Here is a 20,623-nt window from a genome sequence, read left to right as displayed (position 1 = left end):
AGCTGAGGCACCCTGGTTCTTTACTAAACTGGGTTTCTAGCCCTAACTCAGTTCCGCAATCAATAATAAATAAATAATTAAAACTCGAAAATTAGCCCAACTTTAAAATTGAGATGACAAGCACACAAAATGGCCACTGTCCGGGACGGGTCCAGGAAGAAATTGAGATGTTGAAAGACCAAATAGAGCGCGACCCAACCGACTGGGTGGCCAAAATGCGTCTGGCAGAGGCCCTCACCCAGCGGGCGGACACCAGCGAGGCGAGGAGGCTTTACCAGGAAATCGTCGCAGCTGACCCAGGAGGGGTGTTTGCTGGTCGCTTGAAAGCAGAATCCCGCAGCTCGCCGGCAACTTGGGCGCAGGGCAATGGGCAGCTCAGCCGCTCGCTTCCTGGAACATCGCCCGCCCCCCGCCCTGGGCCCTCCGTCCCCAATCTATTGTGGCAGCGGTTCGCGAACCTCCCCGTTCGCCACAAGCTGCTCTGGGTGCTGCTGGGCGCAAAACTGGTTTCGCTGCCGGTGCTGGTGGGGGTGAGCTACTCGGTTTTCAAAACCGGCACCCAGCAGCAGGTGCTGCGCCAAGTCGAGGCTCGGGCTGATGCGCTCGCAGGAGATACAGCCAGCCAAAAGCTTGTGGCGGGGCTGGTTTCAGGAGAGAATACCTCCAAAGCCCGATGGCCCGCCGCCGGCACTGCAGCCGCTGGTGCCGGCAGCTACACGGCAGTTTACCTGCGCGACGGCAGCGGTGAGTTTGTCTTGGCCAGCTCCCAAGAGGGGGTGAAAGGCTCTATCCACTCTGGAATCTCCCTCCCGAATCACAACTTGCTCAAAAAAGCCGCAGCCGCCAAGGGGGAGACTGTCACGGACTGGGCCAGCATTGAAGGCCGGCCCTATGCGATGGCGGCTGTGGCCCTGCCTGAGGCTGCCGGTGCCCCAAAGCCGGTGCTGGTGGTGGCCAGTGACAGCAGCGAGATGAGCGCTGTTTTGGGAACAAGTCTAGCCGCGCTGCTGGGGCTGGCGCTTCTGGTGCTGGCTGCAGAGCTGCTGCTGGCCAGACTCCTGGTTAAGGCGATAGCCGAGCCGGTGGAACAGCTGCACAGATCCGCCAGGCAGCTCGCCGCAGGCGACAGCGCAGCGGGGCGCGACACCCTGCGCAGCGCCGCCGCCCTCTGGAGAGCCGGCGATGAGTGCTCGGATCTGGCCGTGGCGCTCAGCGAGCTGTGCGACGAGCTGAGCTACTCAACAGCCGCCCTCGAACAAGAAACCCGCTTGCGTCAAGCCGAAGCAGCGCTCCACCTGAGAGAAAAACAGCGGCTGCGGCAAGAAGTCAGCCAGCTGCTGCGGGACATCGCCGGTGCCGGACACAGCGATCTGGTGCTGAGAAACCCCACCGGCTCTCCAGGCGAGCTCGCCGACTCCTTCCGCGCTACCATTGAAATCCTGCGAGAGATTGTCGCCCGAGTGCAAACCGCTGCAGTGGAGAGAAGCTCACAAGCCGGCAGCAGCCAGGAGGCGGAAAAACTCTCCCCCAACAGCCAAGCCGAAGCCCTCGCCACAGCCCTGGATTCCGTGGCCGAAATGAATCGCTCCATGCAGTCCGTGGCCAGCGCCACCCTCAAAGCCGCTTCCATCGTTTCTCAAGCGATGATGGCGGCGAAAGACGGGGAGAAAAGAATAAATCAAACAGCAAGCAGCGTCTCTCAAGTGCGCGAAAGTTTGGCCAGGGCGAAGAGTGTGGTGAAACGCCAAGCCGAGTCCTCCCAGGAAATTGCCAAAATTGTCAGCACGATCGCCAGCATTTCCGAAAGAACCAACCTCCTCGCTTTCAATGTCTCTATTGCCGCCGCCCGCGCAGGCGATGGGGGCCAACTAGCGGCCAGCGCTCGCTCGCCCCTGCACTTGGTCGCCGATGAAGTGCAGCGCTTGGCAGAACGAGTCCGGGCGGAAGCGATAGAAATTGAGCAACTTGTCAGTGCCATTCAGCAGGGCACCCTAGAAGCACTGCAAACGATGGAAGACAGCACCGCACAAGTGGAAACCGGCACTGAGCTGCTGGCCAAAACCAAACTTTCCCTGCGCCGGCTCGCCAGCATGAACCACAAAACACACCAGCTGCTGCAATCCATTTCTGCCAGTACAGTGTCTCAGGCGCAAGCCTCCGCCCGCGTCCTTTCAATCCAGTTTCCCGGATTCAACTACAAGAAATCCTGAACCGATTTTGGATGCAAGGATTTTGGATGCAAGGATTTTGGATGCAAGGATTTTAAAATAGGGGGAAAAGCCTTGCCAGCCACTTCTATTTAATTTGTGCAATCCTCTATCTTCTCTTCCCTTGGCGTTCTTGGCGTCTTGGCGGTTCCTAAAAAACCCTTTTCACAACTCAAGAACGAACTGCCATATCACCCTCCCAGACACAACCCTAACCACAAGCTATATTCCCCCCCCAGTGAAAAGTGCTATAATAGGAACTAGAACTCTCGACAATCCAACATCCAACTTGCTCCCTAGCTCAACATTCCCCAAACACCCAAATCGCAACAGCACCCAACTCACTCCTGAAGAATTAGAAGCCATTACCCGAGAGTCCCGCGCTTTATTTTTAAACGAAGAGGCTCCAGAGCATTTGGCGGTCTTGGAGCTAGGGATTACCCAGTTGCAGGCGGGCGAAGATTTATCCGACCGGCAGGAGTTGCACCGCGCCTTAATCCGAGCGGCTCACTCCCTCAAAGGCGGTGCCGGTATGGCGGAACTGCCGGCGCTTAGCAAGCTGGCTCACATCCTGGAAGATTTGCTGATCTATTTGTCTCAATCCGGTTTGCCGGTGGGGCAGGCCACCGGCAGGCTCGGCTGGCAGCCAGAAGCTGAGCGCATAGCACAAATTCCTGATTTTGTCAATACGGCGCTCTCCGCCGATTTGGAAAACAGCCTGCAGCGAGTGGAGGGGCTGCTGAGCCCTCCTGGGGCACCGGCTGGGGAGGGGGGCGGGGCGGGCGGACTGCAAGAGGCGCTCACGACTCTGGCCCAAGAGTGCGCCCTGCTCGGGCAAGCGCTTTCCCTGCCTTGGCTGGCACAGGAAGCGGTTGCGCTGCGAGAGGGGGTGGCGGCTCTTAACCGGCCCCTAGAGGAGCTGGCGGCGGCGGCGCTGGCGCAGTTGCGGCAGAAGCGGGAGCGGTTTCTGGAGGGGGAGCCGGCAGTGCCAGCCCCCCCAGCCCCTGAGAGCTCGCCCCAACCTTCGCCCAAGGACGAGGGAGTGGGGGAAAATAGCGGAGTGCAGCAGACAGCCCAGGGGCAGTCGAAGATTCCAGAGCGGTTTTTGAAGTATATTATCGCTGACCGGAGAAAGCCCGCTTCAGCCGAGCCGCTGAATTTGCGGGTGCCGGTAGCGGTTCTCGATCGCATCAGCAATACCGTTGGCGAGCTGTTCATCCACTACGAGCGGCTGACCCTGTATCAGGCCCAGTTGGAGCGGGCCAGCCGGAACCTGAAAACACACACCCAGCGGCTCGATACCATCCAGGAGCGAGTGTGGCTGTTCGAGCACCGGCACCCGTCTCAGGTGGCTCCCACCTTCCCCCAACTCCCTATTGTATCAAGTTCGGCTCTGCCGCCAGAATTGGACATCCTTCTGGAGCGGGAGAGCCGGTCTGTTCTGGAAAACCATAATTCAAAGCAATTAAACGGAAATGGGTTCAGCACCGGGCGAGAGTTTGAAGAAGTGCTCGTGCAAGTGCGCGAAACGCGCTCCGATGTAGCTGCGATCGCTCGCGAGTTCAAGGAAACGCTCGACCGGCTCCGCACCTCTCTCAACAGCTTGCACGAGGACTTAACGGAGTCGCGGCTCGTGCCTTTCGGGCTGCACGCTGACCGGTTTAAGGCGTCTTTACTTTCCCTGAACCAGAAATATAACAAGCAAGTTGAGTTAGTGGTGGGAGGTGGGGAAACGCTGGTGGATCAGGCGATTTTGGAACAGTTGCAAGCGCCCCTGACTCACCTGTTTCGCAATGCGTTTGACCACGGGATTGAGCTGCCTTCGGAACGGCAGGCGCTGGGCAAACCGAAGGTGGGCCGCATTACGCTGTCCGCCGCTGTCACCGGGAATTGTGCGGTGATTTCTATTGCGGATGACGGGCGCGGCATTGACCCGCAAAAAGTCTACCGGCGGGCGGTGGAAATGGGGCTGGCAGAAAAGCTGGCCTCACAGTTTAAAAGTGAGAATTCACAATTAAGTCAGGGGGAGATTCTCCAGTTTCTGTTTGCACCGGGGTTTTCGACGGCGGCAAGGGTGAGTGACCTTTCCGGGCGGGGTGTGGGGCTGGATATTGTGCGGCATCAAATCTCTCGCCTGCGGGGTGAGGTGCGGGTGGAAACTGCGCTGGGAGAGGGGACGAAGTTTGAGATTTCTATTCCTTTAACGCAGAGCGTCCTGCCGCTGCTCGTCTGCCGGTGCGGGCAGCAAACTCTGGCGATTCCTTCGGTGAATGTGCTGGAAGTGATTAGTTTGTCGGAATCAGCGCTAACAGCTGCGGGTTCGGTTCTCTGGCAGGAGCAATTGGTGCCGGTGTTTCCGCTGTTGGAATTGCTGCCCTACAAACGTGCGGATATTGTGCCGGCAGCACCGGCTCTGCAGCCGCCGGTGGGGATTGTTGTTGATGTCAGTGGGGAGCCGGTGGTTCTGGCTGCAGACGCGCTGCTCCTGCAGCGGGAGTTGGTTCTGAAACCGTTTGACGGTACGGTGCCGGTGCCGGCTTATATTGCGGGATGTACGGTTCTGGCAACTGGCGAGGTGGTGCCGGTGCTGTCGCCGAATCACCTTGGGACATTAATTGTTGGGCGCGGCGTGGCGACTCAAAAGTCGGAAGTCAAAAGTGGGGAGTTAGAATTTATTCATGCTGCAGGCAATATTTCTGAACCTACTTTGTTGCCTCCAGACTCAACTCCTTCTATTTTAATTGTAGATGACTCGATTGCGGTGCGCCGGTCGCTGGAGCTGCTTCTGAGTCGGGCGGGGTTTGCCGTGGTGCAGTGTGGCGATGGCAAGGAAGCTTGGCAGGAGCTGCACTCTTCGGGGAGGCGGTTTGATTTGGTGATTTCGGATATTGAAATGCCGCGTATGGATGGGTTTGGTTTGCTGGCAGAGATTCGCGCCCATCCGAGCACCCGCCAGCTGCCGGTTGTGATTGTGACGACGCGGGAAAGTGCGGGCCGGCAGGCTTGTACTTTGGGGGCGACGGCTTATTTCACTAAGCCTTTCGCGCCGGTGCAGTTGCTGGATGCGATTGTTCAGCTGCTGGCGGAGGAGGTTGGGTAATGCCAATTTTGGATGCAAGGATTTTGGATGCAAGGATTTTGGATTTTGGGGTTTGTATTTTGGATTTTGGATTGCTAGGAACCGGGCGATTTTTGTTAGTAACCTGGTGATTGGAAACTCACTGCGACAGACGAAGACCGCCTACCCTTCGGGAAGGGCTTCGCCCAACGCGGGCTAAAGAGAAGAAAGTAGGGTGCGTTCCGCGTCATCCGTTCTCGCACATATAGCACTAGGCAGTTAGGTTAGGACGTAGGACAGGCGTCTCGCCTGTCCCTGTCTCATGCCCCATGCCCCATGCCCCATGCCCTATTTCCGAGATATTACACCGGCATCTCTTCGAGGCAAATCAGGTTTATTCGGTGCTGCTGTTCTGGTGTTAGCTCGCTGTAAGCTGCGTTTATCTCTATATCGGTGTAATCTACGATTAGCGCGTGCAGCTCACCGATAGTCTTAGCGGCTAGCATCCTGTCTTGCAGGTTCTCCAAGTTTGTCAGGCTGTGGGAACCGACTGCAGTCACAGCAACCGAGGAAACAGAATTTTGCATCATGGTTGATAGGTACTCCTGAAATTGCCAACGGGAATGGCAGAATGTCATTTTCCCACGAGGGAATGCGCTCGCGTTAAAAAAGGCTGCTTCCGCGTGGCGAGCGCTCTGGAATGCCGGTGGGGCGTTCTCAAATGCCGGCTCCAGAGGTGTGAGCCAAAAGCCCCAGACTGTATGATAGACGAAAATGCTGAGGATAATTAGGAGTCGTCAAGAGGAGCTGCTATGATTGAATTGCCCGTACCCTATTTGCTGGAGCTGGGAGTGACTATGCTGGCTACTGTCGGGTTCTTATGGCTGGGATGGCAAGCTGTGCAGGCATTGAAGAAATAGAGAGTGGGGGGCTATAACCGGCAAGACGCCAAAAGTGCCCCACCGGCACCCCACTGGGCCAGCCGGCACCCCCCCGTTTGTAGTTGGGCTAATGTCCAAGCAGCGCATGAAGAGGGCTAAAGCCCTACTGCGAACCACCGGCACCGCGCACAATTACTCACGGTGCCGCACGGCCATCTCTGCAGGCCGGCTGCCGGCCACTGCCCCCGCCAGAATGTAAATAAAGTAATTAACCGGATTTATTAAAATTTAATATGTATAAATTATTGCTAGGTGGGCCTTTCGATACACGAACTACAGCAAATTCCGGTTGATTGCGATCTAATACTTCTCCCACCGGCACCCCTTGTTTGTATCGCAGTAGCTACTTAGGGTACGGACGTAGGACAGGCGTCTCGCCTGTCCCAGAAACGTTGGGGGCAGGCGAGACGCCATTAGTGTCAACTTAAGCTGTGTCCCGCAGCCTCCCGGCGGTTGAAACCGCAGCTACACAGACAAAACCCGCCTGCGCGGGTTTTAAGATTCTAGCTCTTCTCTTAAGTCCGCGTAGGCGGACTTCGTTTGTATAGCCGCGATTTCAATCGCCAGGAGCTTAAGTTGACACCGATGGGCGAGACGCCTGCCCTACGCCTAATTCCAGTGTCCTAAGCTGACTGTCTATTGCTAGAGTTGGGCTAATGCCCCACCACCCCCCACCGGCACCCCCCGAAGCTGGTAACATTAAACTATCATTATAGCGTGTGAGGGGGCGGGGTGTGCCATGCCGCAGGAATCTACGCAGTGGAATGTCGGTGATGTCATTCTCAACTTATACCAAGTCACCGGCTCTTTGGGGGAGGGGAGTTTTGGCAAAGTCTGCAAAGTTAGGCACTTAGGCTGGAATATTGACCTGGCGGTGAAAATCCCGAAACCAGAAGCTGTGGCGGCGGCGGGAGGTGTGGAGAACTTTGAGCGGGAGGCGGAAACTTGGGTGAATTTGGGGCTGCACCCTCACACGGTAAGCTGCTATTATGTGCGGCGGATTGAGGGGAATCCGGTGGTGTTTGCCGAATATGTGGCGGGGGGAACTTTGCACGACTGGATTTATGACCGGCGGCTGTATGCCGGTGGGAAGCGTGCCAGTTTAAAACGCATCCTAGATATTGCAATTCAGTTTGCGTGGGGGCTGCATTACGCTCACGAAAAGGAGCTGATCCACCAGGATGTCAAGCCGGCAAATGTGATGGTGACGCCTAATGGTGCGGTGAAGGTAACGGATTTTGGGCTGGCGAGGGGAAAGATTGTAGCCCCGGCGGGAGAATTTCCCGCAATTGCTCCTTATCCTGGGGGGGAGAAAGAGGGAAACTCGCCGGGTTTTGCGGCGGGGTTTGAGGCATTGGGCAGCGTGAGGGGGACTTATATGGGGATGACTCCCGCCTATTGCTCGCCGGAACAAGATAAGGGAGAAAGGCTGACGCGGCGCACGGATATGTGGGGGTGGGCGCTGTCGGTGCTGGAGATGTTTGTTGGGGAGAGAACTTGGCAGAAAGGCACTATCGCCTCCCACCTGCTGGAGGATTACCTGCAGGCGGAGCGAGAGGATGCCGGTGCGCCGCAAATGCCGAATTCGGTGGCGGCAATTCTGCGGCGCTGCTTTCGCAAAAACCAGCAGGATCGCTACCGCAGTATGTTAGCAGTGGCGAAGGAATTGCAAGGAAGTTACGAGCAATTGACGCGGGAACCCTACCCGCGCAAGCAACCGAGTGCCGGTGAGGACATGGCGGACAGCCTCAATAACCGGGCGGTGTCGCTGGTGGATTTGAGCAAGCGGGAGGAGGCGCTGCAGCTGTGGGAGAAAGCGCTACAGCTGGAAACGCAACATCCGGAATCGACTTACAACCGGAGTTTGATTTTGTGGCGACTGGGCAAGATGGATGATGTAGCTCTCCTCAGAGAATTAGAGTGGATGCGGAATTTACACCCAGGGGATTGGGTTGCTGACTATCACCTGGGTTTGGTGCATTTAGAGCGGGATGATTGTGAGGCGGCGATTGAAACTCTGGAGAGTATTCCACGGGAAGGGGCAGTAGGGGCGAAGCATGAGGGCGAGGATGTTTCGGTTGCGGGCAAAGAGAACTCACCGAATGCAACGCCGGTACAGGCGGCGCTCAAACTAGCAAGAGAGAGACTGCCCAAATCAAAGCGCCTCTTGCGCACCTTTAAGGGACATACAAACTCGGTGAACTCAGTGTGTCTGAGCCCGGATGGCAGATTTGCCCTGTCGGGGAGTGGGGACAAAACCCTGAAACTGTGGGATGTGGCAACGGGGCGGTGCTTGCGCACCTTTGAGGGACATACATTCTCGGTGAACTCAGTGTGTCTGAGCCCGGATGGCAGATTTGCCCTGTCGGGGAGTTCTGACAACACCCTGAAACTGTGGGAAGTGGCAACGGGGCGGTGCTTGCGCACCTTTGAGGGACATACAGGCGGGGTGTACTCAGTGTGTCTGAGCCCGGATGGCAGATTTGCCATGTCGGGGAGCAAGGACAAAACCCTGAAACTGTGGGAAGTGGCAACGGGGCTGTGCTTGCGCACCTTTGAGGGACATACAGACTCGGTGGACTCAGTATGTCTGAGTGGGGATAGCAGATTTGCCCTGTCGGGGAGTTGGGACAATACCCTGAAACTGTGGGAAGTGGCAACGGGGCGGTGCTTGCGCACCTTTGAGGGACACACAGACTTGGTGCTCTCAGTGTGTCTGAGCCCGGATGGCAGATTTGCCCTGTCGGGGAGTAGGGACAAAACCCTGAAACTGTGGGAAGTGGCAACGGGGCGGTGCTTGCGCACCTTTGAGGGACACACAGACTTGGTGCTCTCAGTGTGTCTGAGCCCGGATGGCAGATTTGCCCTGTCGGGGAGTGGGGACAAAACCCTGAAACTGTGGGAAGTGGCAACGGGGCGGTGCTTGCGCACTTTTGAGGGACATACAAGCTTGGTGCGCTCAGTGTGTCTGAGCCCGGATGGCTTGAAAGCCCTGTCGGGGAGTGGGGACAAAACCCTCAAACTGTGGGAAGTGGCAACGGAGCGGTGCTTGCGCACTTTTGAGGGACATACAAGCTTGGTGCGCTCAGTGTGTCTGAGCCCGGATGGCTTGAAAGCCCTGTCGGGGAGTGGGGACAAAAACCCTCAAACTGTGGGAAGTGGCAACGGAGCGGTGCTTGCGCACTTTTGAGGGACATACAAGCTTGGTGTACTCAGTGTGTCTGAGCCCGGATGGCTTGAAAGCCCTGTCGGGGAGTGGGGACAATACCCTGAAACTGTGGGAAGTGGCAACGAGGCGGTGCTTGCGCACCTTTGAGGGACACACAGACTTGGTGCTCTCAGTGTGTCTGAGCCCGGATGGCAGATTTGCCCTGTCGGGGAGTAGGGACAATACCCTGAAACTGTGGGTTTTAGACTGGGAGCTGGAACACCGGCATCCTGCAGATTGGGATGAGGGGGCTAGACCATTACTTGAGGCATTCTTGCAGCTGCGCACGCCTGAGTTTGTGGTGGATCGCCGTGGGGATATTCTGCCGGTCATGCCCTCGATAGTTTCCCCCAGTTGGACTGAGGAGGAGTTTCAAGGATTGCTCCACACCCTGGGATGCGCCGGCTACGGTTGGCTGCGCCCAGAGGGGGTGCGCCGGCAGTTGGAAGCGATGGCGAGAGGGGAGGGGGGAGGACCGGGAAAAGATTGATATTATTCCTCTATACCGGCTTGTGTGGGGACGCCATATCTCGCCTCCCCACATCTCGCGTCACTACAGCCGGCCATTTTCCCAAATCAAATCGGATGGCTATATGTCGTTCACTCCACGATCTGACCGCACAGTCTGCGATATTTGTGGGACATCAGGGGCGAGGGTTCGCCGAATCACTCGCAGTTATGGCAAGGGAGAAGATTTGCTCCTGATTGAGAATATTCCCGCAGTCAGCTGTCCTGACTGTGGGGAAACTTATCTCATACCAAGTTGGCAAAATTAGTATTAAGTCCGCGAAGGCGGACTTCGTTTGTATAGCCGCGAATTCCATTCGCCAGGTAGCCCAACGGGTAGCCGCACCCCCTGTGTGGAAAAACCTACTCCCGAAAAGGGGCTGGGGGGGATATAATACTTAGTTTGCCAACTTAGTATCACAGCAGAAACTCTCCGCGAAATCGAGCGCATTAAGCGCAACCGCCAGCAGCTAGCTGTTGAGCGTCCTGTAGGAGTTGCTAGTTTTGCCTAGAAAAATGACGCTGAAGGAATTAGAAGGCTGGGCGCAGTCCCAGATTGAGAATACGGCAAAGCCAGAAGTTCGTCCCGATATTGGGGTGAGTGTTTTGCAGTTAATTGATGAGGTTGAAAGGCTGCGAAACCGCGTCAGGGAATTGGAGGGGATACAGCAAGAACCGGGGGATTGAAATTGGGAGATTCTGGCGATTGGAAAGAAGCTATTACCGCTCGCCGTGAGGGGTTAGACCTCTGGCTATTTGGCCAGGTTCCAGGCGATTGGAAATCGCGGCTATACAGACGAAGCCCGCCTACGCGGGCTGAAGAATGCGGATAAATCTGTCTGGTGAATTGAAATTGCCGCCCGAAAAGCGCCGGTGGTTGTTGCAAAAAAATGGCATATAGATACCCGGCGATTGGAAAGAAATTGTTGGCGAATCGGTGAGGGATTAGACCTCTGGCTAGTTAGCCAGGTTCCTGGCGATTGGAAATCGCGGCTATACAGACGAAGCCCGCCTACGCGGGCTGAAGAATGCGGATAAATCTGTCTGGGGGATTGAAATTGCCGCGCGAAAAGCGCCGGTGGTTGTTGCAAAAAAATGGCATATAGATACCCGGCGATTGGAAAGAAATTGTTGGCGAATTGATAGGGGGTTTTACCCTACCCCCAACCCCTCCCCGTTAACGGGGAGGGGAGCTTTCTGGGAACCAAAGTCCCCCCTTCCCTCGTCTTTCCTCGAAAAAAAACTCCACCTTTTGAGAGTCTCGCTCTACTCTTTAGCCCGCGTTGGGCGAAGCCCTTCCCGCAGGGTAGGCGGGCTTCGTTTGTATAGCCGCGATTTCCAATCGCCAGGAACCTGGCCAACTAGCCAGAGGTCTAACCCCTCACCGATTCGCCAACAGCTTCTTTCCAATCGCCAGGAACTTAGCTAATCGCCGAGGAACTAGCTATACGTCTAACCCCTGACGAATTCGCCAACACCATCTTTCCAATCGCCAGGAACTTAGCTAATCGCCGAGGAACTAGCGGTAAGTCTAACCCCCCGTTAATTCGCCAACACCATCTTGCCAATCACCGGCATTCTCAGGCAACTTGCCAAAACTCCCCCTTCATATTATAATACCCTTAAAACCCAATTCTATCGGTTCCCCACCCCACCACCGGCTGCACCCCTCCCAAAATTGGACACCCACCGGCTCCCCGGAAGGCACCGGCAGGCAACTGCAACCCCAACACACCAATCCAACAAAAAAAGAGTCCTATGAGCCAAGACACGGTTAACCCAAAAATTCCTTTTGCCTCTTTACTCGAAGCTATCTGCTGCCTCACTCTTGACGAAAAACGTCAGTTACAGGCATTCCTCGATGAGGAAATCTTCCAAGCAGAGGCAGATTTGCTAGACCACGATACCACTGTCCAAGCTGAAGTAGAAACAGCTCTCCAAGAGTATAAACCCGGTGATTATATCCCCCTTGAAGAATCGCCAGAAGAGGTTCCCTCCTAGCGCCGGTGTGCGGCACATTAATTTTTGTTAAGCAGCTATCTCCCCCGCAAGACTTGTGGCACAATCAAGGGTGTTGGGCAACCGGCTCTCCCGCCGGCACCCTTCTCGCGCTAAACTCTGACAAGTCTCCAGAATCCCTCCCAATGCCGGCAAAAGTCACCCTCACCATAATCCAAGGCACCCTCAAAGGCCAAAAAGTAGAATTCGACTCCCGCACAACCTGCATTCTCGGTCGCAATTACGACTGCAAACCCCAATTGCCGAATGACGAAGCTCACAGTATCGTCTCGCGCTATCACTGTCTGCTCGACATCAACCCGCCCCAAATCCGCATCCGCGATTTAGGCAGCAAAAATGGCACATTTGTCAATAGCAATAACATCGGACAGCGCCCCAGCGAAGCCACCCCAGAAGACGCCCGCAATATGCAATTTCCAGAGCGCGATTTGGAAGACGGCGACGAAATTCGCTTGGGAAATACCATATTTCGTGTTATCATAGAAACAGCCGGCTCGCCGGATATTGGCAGCGACACAACAAATGTTGTGGCTATCCCCCCACCGGCAGCCTCCCTAAAACCCTTACCGCGCACCTCGCACCTGCCGGCAATTGAAGGCTACACCACCCTCAAAGAGTTGGGGAGGGGAGGGCGAGGTGCGGTTTATTTGGCTCGCAACAACCAAACCGGCGAGGAAGTTGCCCTCAAATTAATGCTCCCCCAAATAGCGACAAACCCCCGCGATGTCGATTGGTTTCTCCGCGAAGTGGAGAATACTAAAGCTTTAACGCACCCGCACGTTGTCGGGCTCAAGGAATCGGGCGAGTGGGACAACATTTTCTACTTCACGCTCGAATACTGTGCCGGCGGAAATGTGATAGACTTAATGCGGCAGCGCGGCGGGAAGCTGCCGGTGAGTGAAGCCGTTCCCCTTATCTTGCAAGTCCTCGACGGTTTGGCATACGCTCACACCGCCGACATTCCCTATGTTAAATTGAAAGATGGAAGTTTTGGCTGGGGGCAGGGTTTGGTGCACCGCGATATGAAACCCGAAAATATTTTCCTCAGCACAGCCGGCAATTCTATCACCGCCAAAATCGGGGATTACGGGCTGGCAAAAGCCTTCGATTTAGCCGGCTTCAGCAATCTGACGATGAGCGGCACAAAAGCCGGCACACCCGGGTTCATGCCCCGACAGCAAGTCCTCAATTTCAAATATGTCACCCCAGAGGTAGATATCTGGGCGACAGCAGCTACGCTATACTATATGTTAACCGGCAGTTACCCCCGCGACTTTGTAGGAAAAGACCCATTTCTGGTAGTGCTGGAAGATAAGCCGGTGCCGGTGCGGGTTCGGGATGCCTCCATTCCGCCAAAACTCGCAGAATTAATTGATTTAGCCCTAACTGACAATCCGGAAATCTACTTTAAAAAAGCTGTCGCCTTCAAGCAAGCGCTGTCTAGTGTGTTATAGCAGCAGCTACTTAGATTAGGATATTATACCTTCAGGGCAGGCGGGACGCCTGCCCTACGTCTATAACTCGTAGTTAGAAGTAGGGTGGGTTCCCTCTTAGGGAACCCACCTTTAAGCCGGTCGGATACTGTTGGCAATCTGCAATTTAGTCCGAGAGGACTTGAGGGTTGGGGCGATCTCCCCAAGAGGGACCCACCCCACAGGCTGACAGAACGCTTAGCACATAACCGCAAATTTGTCAAGGGGTTGGGGAAAAATTTTTCTGCAGCCCAGGAGTGGGCCAAAAGTCAGCCAGCCGGTCAGGAATGGCTGAGAGCCCGGAAAAATGCGGATGAAAGGACTTGAACCTTCACTCCTTGTGGGAACCAGAACCTAAATCTGGCGCGTCTGCCAATTCCGCCACATCCGCATGCATTCTGTTATATCATAGCAGATGCAAGCCAAAACTGCAGCAATTGCGCCGGCTTAAATTTCCCTGAAACTAATTCGGCGCTGTTGCCGTCTATTTTGCTAGCACCCATAATCCCATTTGCACAGAGCCGCCGAGACTGCTGAGGTCACGGCGGTTTTTGTTTGGGCCACCGGCAGGCGGCGATATGGCATCCGGTGGATTAGTCCTAATTAACGGGGACAGGGGGGTGGGGCTGTGGTAGAGCGAGGGAGCAGCGAGCGATAATAGAGCAGCCAGCTGATGGAGCCTAACGCTATATGATGGAAGAACGTATCGAAGCCTACCTCGCGGTGATCGGAAAGCTGCTCACTTGTGCCGGTGGCGAAGAACTGGAGATTTTGAATGCCAACCTAGACCTAGTGGATGCTGGCTTGGTGCAGACGATGGAATTGGTGGCAGCCAAACTCTCACAAGAGGGCAATCAGGACGCTGCGACATTTTTGCAAGAATTCTCCGCCCAACTGAGTGCGGTTATCGATCAGGCATCAGCGCCCACAGTAACCCCAGAGGATTATATCAATTTCTTGGGTGAAGTCTTGCAGCTTGTCTCAGAAAACCCTGACCCGCAAGCCGTGTACCCGCTGCTGCGAGAAAATGCAGATAAGCTGGATGGCTTTTTGGCGCAACTGCTGCAAAGCTGGGCCACGACAACGCTCCCCGACGTGGACCCGGAGGAAGGTCAGGGAATCGCCGGCGCGATTGGCAATTTCAGCAACCTGATCCAGCAATTCCCTGAGGGCGACAAAGGGAGCAACCTGGAAATTGCCATCACCGGCTACGAAATCGCTTCCGGAGTCTTTACCCGCGACAGCTTCCCAGAAGTGTGGGCCGGCACGCAAAATAATCTCGCCGTCGCCTACACAGATCGCGTCTTTGGCGAGCGCGCCGACAATCTCGACCGGGCGATCTCCTGCTACGAAAATGCCTTGCAAGTCTACACTCTGCAAGCTTTCCCAGAGCAGTGGAAGCGCACGCAGCGGAATTTGGCCCTCGCTCAGGAACAGCGCCAAGCCGTCGCCGCTGAGTAGCTAGAATCATCTAATTTGCTTATTTTTGCAACAATTATGGGGCGTTTCGACGCACAAGGCGCGGAATAAAACGCGACAGCAACAGACCGTCAGTTTAGGACAGGCGAGCTGGAGGGAATGCCTGTCGGAACTAGGGATAGGCGTAGGGCAGGCGTCCCGCCTGCCCTCAAGCTCTAATGCCCCAACCTGATGCGTCCTGAGGCAATATGCAATTTAACATCTTAAAATGCCTGGGTGAGAGGGCTTGCCGGCCTGCCGGCTTGCGCTGCGCAGCCGTGGGATTGAGCTGCCGGCACTCAGGGGAGTTAGGGCGGTGAGGGCTGCCCCTCCGGTGCTGGCGGTGCCGGCTGTGGCGCGGGTTCCGCCGGCGGTGCCGGTGCTGGCTCCGGGGGTGCCGGTGCCGGTGCGGGAGCCTGCTGTTCCGGCGGTGCCGGTGCCGGCTGTTCCGGCGGTGCGGGTGCCGGTGCGGGTGCTGGCTGTGCGGGCTGTGCGGGAGCCGGTGCCGGCTGTGCGGGCTGTGCGGGAGCCGGCTGTGCGGGAGCCGGCTGTGCGGGAGCCGGTGCCGGCTGTGCGGGTGCCGGTGCCGGCTGTGCGGGAGCCGGCGGAGTTTGGCTGTCGGGCTTAAACTCAAAAGAGAACTGGTAAGCCACAGTCTTGCCAGTCGCTTTCAGCGGAACACCCTTAACCGCATTCAAAGCCGCTTCGTTGAGGGCTGGGGACTCCGTGGGCACTAACAGAGTGGGCCCGTCAAGGATTTCACCGCCGGCACCCACCAGCACCCCAACCACAGCCCTGCCTTCCAGCTGCTTCGAGCTTGCTTCTGGGGGATAGGGAGCGCGCATCGGGATCGGACTTGCCATTTGCACATCCGAGTGAGCTTGTTTCAAACTGCCCACCCAGCTGGCATAGGCACCCCCACCGGCCAGCATCGCCTCTCGCCGCGCCGCAGTCCCGTCCGCTGGGGTTGCGGCGGCTTGTTGCTGGATTTGCCGCTCCTTTTCCTCCAAAGACGCTTGTGCGGCTGCCATGACTTGTTGTGGCCCGGCCACAGGAGCGGGAGGGGCCGGCTGGGATTCTGCTGCCCTTGCGGCGGCTTGCTGGCGCTCCGCCTGTTTCTGTCGCTGCAGCTGCTGGTAATACGCCCACAGTTGCGGGTGGACGTTGGGCGGAGCGGCTGCAGGGGGGGCTGCCGGCTGGGGTTGGGCCGCTGCGGCGGCTCGATTGAGGTCAGCTTGCTGCCACTGCTCCAGTTTCTGCGCGACTTGCGCCTCTTGGGCGGGCAAAAGCGCGCTGGCACGCCCCGACTGCCCGGGACTGGCCTGCAAACCAGCCGCTCCCTGGGGTTGCTGCTGGCGGAACTGCTGGAGGGTGGGAAGATTAGAGTCCTGTGAGGCTGCCGGGGGTGGAGCCTGTGCCGCCGGCATTTCCGTGCGAGCCGCGATTTGCGGTGCGGCTAGGGCCGGTGGGGCCGGCCCCCAGGAATCCGGCTGGTCAGCCGGCAGTGCCGGATCGGCGATCGACAGACCGGGCTGCGCTGCTGCGAGCGACGGAATTTGTGGCTGAGCGATAAAAGAATTGACTGCCGGAGGCAGGGCGGACAGATTGGAAGAGGGGGAGGGTGCCGGCACCTCAGACCAATTCGGCGTCAGTCTCGGGGAGGGCGGCAGGACAGACAAATTTGAATAGGCCGACTGTACCGGCGGGAGTGGCACATTGGAATAGAGGGAGGGTGCCGGCGGAATATAGGTTGGATACGAGGAAAGTGGCGACGGGGGAATATAGGTTGGATAGGACAAGGAGGGTGCCGGCAGCGCCGGCATCGCTGACATGGGGGGCGGCGGTGGCACAGGGGGATACTCAGAGACTGGCAAATTATTTTGCGCAGCTTGCAGCTGAGCCTGCATATCTGCTGGCGTCAGAGAGGGTATGGATGGCATCGCCGGAATCGAAGCGGGCTTTGCCGGAGCCGTGCCCAGCGCCAGTTGCGGTTTTGACAGGTTTGGCAAGCGTTTCTGCTCTGCGGGGGATAGCTGCACAAGATCCACTGTTTGCCAGCGCTGCACTGGCTTGGAAGAAGACGCCGGCAAAAGGGGCCAGCCCACCGCGAGCGCTCCGTGGACGCCCACCGAAACCAAAATGGCCACGTTGCTTGGCTGGCGCAACGGTGCGGGCACGAAGTTAAACAGGGAGGGGTTGAGCATAATCGGTACAGTACAGACCACTGGTGTCGTGGGAAGCTTGTCAGCAGGTTATGAGCTACAGAATTCTTCCCCAGCTAGATGCTATCCTCGAAAATACTTGGAGGATTCATTGCCGAGAATTGCCCTGCTCCCACTTTCCGGCAGGAAAGCGACCGCGCCGCCGGCCTAGAAGTTGCTGTCAACCGGTTGGGATTTGGGGGCTCGCACGATAATGAGGGAGAAATAGGGCAATTGCAAATGGGGGCGGTTGCGTAAATCGGTATAGATAACCTGTTCTGGGAGAGTGGCTCGTTCCACGATGCAGCTGCGCCCGAGCAATCCGCGCCGGTGCAGCAGTTCCCAAACTCGCTCATAGACCGAACTCACTTTCATCAGCACAACTACATCTGCCCAGTCTAGCGCAGCTTCCAGTTCTTCTACCGCATAGAGTGCCGGCAAAACTGCAAGGCGCTGGCTCCCCAGTGTCAGAGGTTCTCCCAAAGCCGCTGCTGCTGCCATTGGAGAGCAAATTCCCGGCACTAGGCGCACCGGCGCGTCTGGATGCACCCGCTGCAGCGTCTGCGCCAAATAGGTGAACGTGCTGTAAAAACTCACATCCCCCTCACAGGCAAACGCCACATCTTGCCCGTTTTGCAAGTGATTCCAGACTTGTTCCGCTGACTCCCGCCACGCGAGGGTGAGGGTTTCAATATCGCGCACATAGGGAAATGTCAGCGCCAGCTGGATTTGTTCCGGACGCAGCCACTCAGCTACAATCTGCTGCGCCATTCCCGGTTTCCCGCCAACACCGGCTGGGTACGCCACCACCGGCGCACTTTTGAGCAGCCGCAGCCCTTTGAGGGTGAGCAATTCTGGGTCGCCGGGACCCACGCCAATACCATATAATATGCCGGTTGCCACAGTGATTACCGCTCTGTCTAAATTCTCAGGAATGCTGCCACGGCGCTCCCTCGAAAGTTATCAATCCGAGAGGATATATTATACCACCTTTCGCCAAGTATTGCAAGATTTCCCGAACTTCTTCTCCCCGCAGCGACAAATGCTCTAATTCTTCCAGGGAAAACCACCCCGCCCGCAAAGAGTCCTCATCTGGCACAGTTTTCGGGGGCGTGCCATCTTGGGGGCGACCGGCAAAAATGACTCGCACGCGAGCTGCCGGTTGCTCCCCCACAAACAGCGGGGTGTGTTCAATGCGAAGAATTCCATCTACAATGACTGGAATGCCGGCTTCTTCTAAGGTTTCTCGCCGAACAGCTTCCAGGAGAGTTTCTCCTGGCTCGACTCGACCGGCTGGCAGATACCACTGCTGTCCGCGCTTGCTCTCTTGGACTAAGAGAAACCGGTTTTCTGAACGAACGGCAATCAGGGCAAAATACCAAGTGGGAATCGGCGAGCGAGCCATATAATTGTACCGTAAGTTGACTGAAGGGCTGGCAGGAGTTTCCTCTGCCGGCAGCTCTAGGGCATAGCATATTTGGCAATTTTTGTCAAGCCACCCCCAAAATCCATGCATCCAAAATCCAAAATCTAAAATGCCATTACCGAGTGTTATTTTACCGGGCTTTTTCGCCGGGGAAGGCGAATACCGGGACATGGAAGAATCTCTCAACCGGCTGGGTTTCCCTGCGGTGACAGTGCCGTTGCGCCAGCGGGATTGGTGGCCAACTTTGGGGGGCAGATCGGTCGCGCCGGTTTTGCGACTTCTCGACCGCACGGTGCGCCAGGTTTTGCAGGAATACAGCACTTCCCAGTGTTACCTGATCGGCCACTCTGCCGGCGGCTGGATTTCTCGCATTTATCTCGGAGAAAAGCCCTATACTATTCACGGAGATATTGACGAAAATGCCGGGTTGTGGTATAAACATCCGTCAGTGGCAGCGCTGATTACTTTGGGAACGCCTCACTTCAGCAAGTACGAGCGGTGGACTCGGAAGAATCTGGATTTTGTGAATAACAACTATCCGGGGGCTTTTTATGGGAATGTCCGCTATGTGTGTGTTGCCGGTAAGGCGATTTATGGGAAGCGGCGTCGGGGTCAGTGGCTGGCTTACAATAGCTACAAGCTGACTTGTGGGGAAGGGAATACCTGGGGGGATGGCATCACGCCGGTGGAAGCGGCGCATTTGCAAGGGGCGGAAAATTTGGTGCTCGAAGGGGTGACGCACTCTCCGAGAAGAGCCGGTTTGTGGTACGGTTCGCCGGAGGTTATGCCGGCATGGGTGGGGTATTTGCGGTAAGGGCGATCGCAGCCGGTGGGAGGACCGGCGGGAGGACAGGCGGGAGGACAGGCGGGAGGACAGGCGGGACGCCTGTCCTACGCCATTCCTTACCGGCTAGGGTTGGGGAACGGTTGACTGGACGGATTCGAGCCGGTGCAGGTTTTTGAACCACTCTGCGAGGTGGGGGTACTGCTGCTGCCACTCCTCACCGTGTCGCAGGTTATAATAACCTAAGGCGGAGACGGCGGCGATATCTGCAGCCGTCAGAGTTGAGCCCAGCAGGTAGGTGGAAGAAGCGAGTTGCTCGTTGAGGTAAGGGAAGAGCCGGTCAATCGAAGCTGCGTACTTTGCGGCATCGCCGGCGTCTGCGCTGTCGCCTTTGCGCTTCTGATACCACAGGTTGACAGCATTATCGGCGAGGGTGTCCGCGAGTTCTTCCAACTGCCGGCAGCGCAGGCGACTGGCGCGATCGCTGGGGTAAAAGCTCGGTTGGGGATAGGTGTCGTCGAGGTACTCGATAATGTGAGTGGAATCCCAAATGGTGGTGCCATCTTCATCCACCAGCACGGGGACTTTGCCAATCGGGGAAAGTTTGATAAATTCCGGCGATTTGTTGATGATGTCGGTTTCTTGGAGTTCGCAGGGCAAGTTTTTCTCCGCAAGCAAGATGCGGACTTTCCGCGCGTAGGGCGAGCGCTGGGTGTAGTAGAGGGTTCTCGTCATGGTGTGGGAGTCAGTGTTACTGGTTTAGAGTTTACTGTATGAGGGGTTATAGCAGTATGCACTTAGGTTAGAACATTAGACCTTCAGGGGGGGCGGGACGCCTGCCCTACGTCTATATAGCAGTAAGCATTTAGGAAACCTACATTCCGCTCTCCCTTGCTCCAGAGCTCCCGAAGCTTCTATTGTTCTAACCAATATGACTGCTGCTATAACTCTTCGAGGGCGTCAAGGAGTTGGCGGTAATCTTCTATATCGAGCAATACTCCAACCGGAGTGCCGTTTTCATCGACGACATAGCGCTCTTTGAAGGCAGTCATAGGAATTTATCGGCGTTCGAGTGCGCGTGCTATCCTTAGTTTAGCTCTAATTGGCGCGTGCCGGCGCGTGCCGGTGCCTCGTTTTTTTGGGCTGAAGCCTAACTACGAACCTTTGGGCTGAAGCCTAACTACGAACCTTTGGGCTGAAGCCCAACTACGAACCTTTGGGCTGAAGCCCAACTACGAACCTTTGGGCTGAAGCCCAACTACGAACCTTTGGGCTAAAGCCCAACTACGAACCTTTGGGCTAAAGCCCAACTACGAACCTTTGGGCTGAAGCCCAACTACGA

16 protein-coding genes and 1 tRNA gene are annotated in these 20,623 nt (G+C 56.6%); 10 read left to right on the top strand and 7 right to left on the bottom strand.

Features of this window, described 5'->3' with window-relative positions:
• Positions 1 to 113: 113 nt before the first annotated feature.
• Both OSC10802_RS44570 and OSC10802_RS0119355 read left to right on the top strand, forming a co-directional pair.
• Entirely contained in the window at positions 114 to 2,210 is a 2,097-nt protein-coding gene (locus OSC10802_RS44570; protein WP_017718424.1) for a methyl-accepting chemotaxis protein, read from the top strand.
• Positions 2,211 to 2,445: 235 nt separating this feature from the next.
• Positions 2,446 to 5,307 carry a hybrid sensor histidine kinase/response regulator gene (locus tag OSC10802_RS0119355; RefSeq protein ID WP_198525151.1) on the top strand — a complete coding sequence of 954 codons (2,862 nt, stop codon included), beginning with the start codon at positions 2,446 to 2,448 and terminating at the stop codon, positions 5,305 to 5,307.
• A gap of 320 nt (positions 5,308 to 5,627) precedes the next feature.
• On the opposite strand, the gene OSC10802_RS0119345 is transcribed toward OSC10802_RS0119355, so the two are convergent.
• Positions 5,628 to 5,855, bottom strand: a complete 228-nt coding sequence (locus OSC10802_RS0119345; RefSeq protein ID WP_017718422.1) for a hypothetical protein — start codon at positions 5,853 to 5,855, stop codon at positions 5,628 to 5,630.
• 1,090 nt (positions 5,856 to 6,945) lie between these two features.
• Here OSC10802_RS0119345 and OSC10802_RS44565 point away from each other — a divergent pair.
• The 6 genes from OSC10802_RS44565 (at position 6,946) to OSC10802_RS0119310 (ending at position 13,394) form a co-directional block, all read left to right on the top strand.
• Positions 6,946 to 9,396 carry a protein kinase domain-containing protein gene (locus OSC10802_RS44565; protein ID WP_026098632.1) on the top strand — a complete coding sequence of 817 codons (2,451 nt, stop codon included), beginning with the start codon at positions 6,946 to 6,948 and terminating at the stop codon, positions 9,394 to 9,396.
• A gap of 16 nt (positions 9,397 to 9,412) precedes the next feature.
• Positions 9,413 to 9,904, top strand: coding sequence for a WD40 repeat domain-containing protein (locus OSC10802_RS44560; RefSeq protein WP_198525150.1), 492 nt, complete (start codon positions 9,413 to 9,415; stop codon positions 9,902 to 9,904).
• A 103-nt stretch (positions 9,905 to 10,007) separates the two neighbouring features.
• Positions 10,008 to 10,190, top strand: a complete 183-nt coding sequence (locus tag OSC10802_RS46385) for a YgiT-type zinc finger protein (protein WP_082218313.1) — start codon at positions 10,008 to 10,010, stop codon at positions 10,188 to 10,190.
• 247 nt (positions 10,191 to 10,437) lie between these two features.
• Positions 10,438 to 10,608, top strand: coding sequence for a hypothetical protein (locus OSC10802_RS50355; RefSeq protein ID WP_017718420.1), 171 nt, complete (start codon positions 10,438 to 10,440; stop codon positions 10,606 to 10,608).
• Positions 10,609 to 11,679: 1,071 nt separating this feature from the next.
• Positions 11,680 to 11,922 (top strand): hypothetical protein, encoded by a 243-nt coding sequence (locus OSC10802_RS0119315; protein WP_017718418.1) that lies wholly within the window; start codon positions 11,680 to 11,682, stop codon positions 11,920 to 11,922.
• Positions 11,923 to 11,927: 5 nt separating this feature from the next.
• The gene (locus OSC10802_RS0119310; RefSeq protein WP_017718417.1) at positions 11,928 to 13,394 is read left to right on the top strand and encodes a protein kinase domain-containing protein; all 1,467 of its coding nucleotides are present in this window, start codon (positions 11,928 to 11,930) and stop codon (positions 13,392 to 13,394) included.
• Between the two features lie 326 nt (positions 13,395 to 13,720).
• On the opposite strand, the gene OSC10802_RS0119300 is transcribed toward OSC10802_RS0119310, so the two are convergent.
• Positions 13,721 to 13,803: transfer RNA gene (locus tag OSC10802_RS0119300), tRNA-Leu, on the bottom strand.
• A gap of 299 nt (positions 13,804 to 14,102) precedes the next feature.
• On the opposite strand from OSC10802_RS0119300, the gene OSC10802_RS0119290 reads away from it, so the two are divergent.
• Positions 14,103 to 14,873: a hypothetical protein gene (locus OSC10802_RS0119290; RefSeq protein ID WP_044170170.1), complete on the top strand. Its 771-nt coding sequence runs from the start codon at positions 14,103 to 14,105 to the stop codon at positions 14,871 to 14,873.
• Between the two features lie 305 nt (positions 14,874 to 15,178).
• On the opposite strand, the gene OSC10802_RS44555 is transcribed toward OSC10802_RS0119290, so the two are convergent.
• The 3 genes from OSC10802_RS44555 to OSC10802_RS0119275 form a co-directional block, all read right to left on the bottom strand.
• The gene (locus tag OSC10802_RS44555) at positions 15,179 to 17,095 is read right to left on the bottom strand and encodes an energy transducer TonB (protein ID WP_155968073.1); all 1,917 of its coding nucleotides are present in this window, start codon (positions 17,093 to 17,095) and stop codon (positions 15,179 to 15,181) included.
• Between the two features lie 144 nt (positions 17,096 to 17,239).
• A complete protein-coding gene (locus OSC10802_RS40875; protein WP_017718414.1) occupies positions 17,240 to 17,974 on the bottom strand; it encodes a precorrin-2 C(20)-methyltransferase in 735 nt (244 codons plus the stop codon).
• Between the two features lie 25 nt (positions 17,975 to 17,999).
• Positions 18,000 to 18,587 carry an NUDIX domain-containing protein gene (locus OSC10802_RS0119275; RefSeq protein ID WP_232731713.1) on the bottom strand — a complete coding sequence of 196 codons (588 nt, stop codon included), beginning with the start codon at positions 18,585 to 18,587 and terminating at the stop codon, positions 18,000 to 18,002.
• A gap of 19 nt (positions 18,588 to 18,606) precedes the next feature.
• Here OSC10802_RS0119275 and OSC10802_RS0119270 point away from each other — a divergent pair, with 19 nt between their 5' ends.
• Entirely contained in the window at positions 18,607 to 19,311 is a 705-nt protein-coding gene (locus OSC10802_RS0119270; RefSeq protein ID WP_017718412.1) for an esterase/lipase family protein, read from the top strand.
• Positions 19,312 to 19,407: 96 nt separating this feature from the next.
• Here OSC10802_RS0119270 and OSC10802_RS0119265 read toward each other — a convergent pair whose 3' ends face one another.
• Positions 19,408 to 20,016, bottom strand: coding sequence for a glutathione S-transferase family protein (locus OSC10802_RS0119265; protein ID WP_017718411.1), 609 nt, complete (start codon positions 20,014 to 20,016; stop codon positions 19,408 to 19,410).
• Positions 20,017 to 20,222: 206 nt separating this feature from the next.
• Entirely contained in the window at positions 20,223 to 20,333 is a 111-nt protein-coding gene (locus tag OSC10802_RS56995) for a RelB antitoxin-like protein (RefSeq protein ID WP_017718410.1), read from the bottom strand.
• Positions 20,334 to 20,623 lie beyond the last annotated feature (290 nt).

It is taken from the genome of Kamptonema formosum PCC 10802, assembly GCF_000332335.1.
Lineage (GTDB): Bacteria > Cyanobacteriota > Cyanobacteriia > Cyanobacteriales > Oscillatoriaceae > Oscillatoria.
The sequence above is the reverse complement of the archived record's forward strand: the minus strand, read 5'-3'. Positions and strand labels throughout refer to the sequence as shown.

Excerpts from the sequence above, each read along its gene's own strand:
- OSC10802_RS56995 (WP_017718410.1), bottom strand. The coding sequence starts at position 20,333 with ATGACTGCCTTCAAAGAGCGCTATGTCGTCGATGAAAACGGCACTCCG.
- OSC10802_RS0119315 (WP_017718418.1), top strand. The coding sequence starts at position 11,680 with ATGAGCCAAGACACGGTTAACCCAAAAATTCCTTTTGCCTCTTTACTC.
- OSC10802_RS0119345 (WP_017718422.1), bottom strand. The coding sequence starts at position 5,855 with ATGATGCAAAATTCTGTTTCCTCGGTTGCTGTGACTGCAGTCGGTTCC.
- OSC10802_RS0119290 (WP_044170170.1), top strand. The coding sequence starts at position 14,103 with ATGATGGAAGAACGTATCGAAGCCTACCTCGCGGTGATCGGAAAGCTG.
- OSC10802_RS0119270 (WP_017718412.1), top strand. The coding sequence starts at position 18,607 with ATGCCATTACCGAGTGTTATTTTACCGGGCTTTTTCGCCGGGGAAGGC.
- OSC10802_RS0119275 (WP_232731713.1), bottom strand. The coding sequence starts at position 18,587 with ATGCATGGATTTTGGGGGTGGCTTGACAAAAATTGCCAAATATGCTAT.
- OSC10802_RS0119265 (WP_017718411.1), bottom strand. The coding sequence starts at position 20,016 with ATGACGAGAACCCTCTACTACACCCAGCGCTCGCCCTACGCGCGGAAA.
- OSC10802_RS44565 (WP_026098632.1), top strand. The coding sequence starts at position 6,946 with ATGCCGCAGGAATCTACGCAGTGGAATGTCGGTGATGTCATTCTCAAC.
- OSC10802_RS44570 (WP_017718424.1), top strand. The coding sequence starts at position 114 with ATGACAAGCACACAAAATGGCCACTGTCCGGGACGGGTCCAGGAAGAA.
- OSC10802_RS46385 (WP_082218313.1), top strand. The coding sequence starts at position 10,008 with ATGTCGTTCACTCCACGATCTGACCGCACAGTCTGCGATATTTGTGGG.
- OSC10802_RS50355 (WP_017718420.1), top strand. The coding sequence starts at position 10,438 with ATGACGCTGAAGGAATTAGAAGGCTGGGCGCAGTCCCAGATTGAGAAT.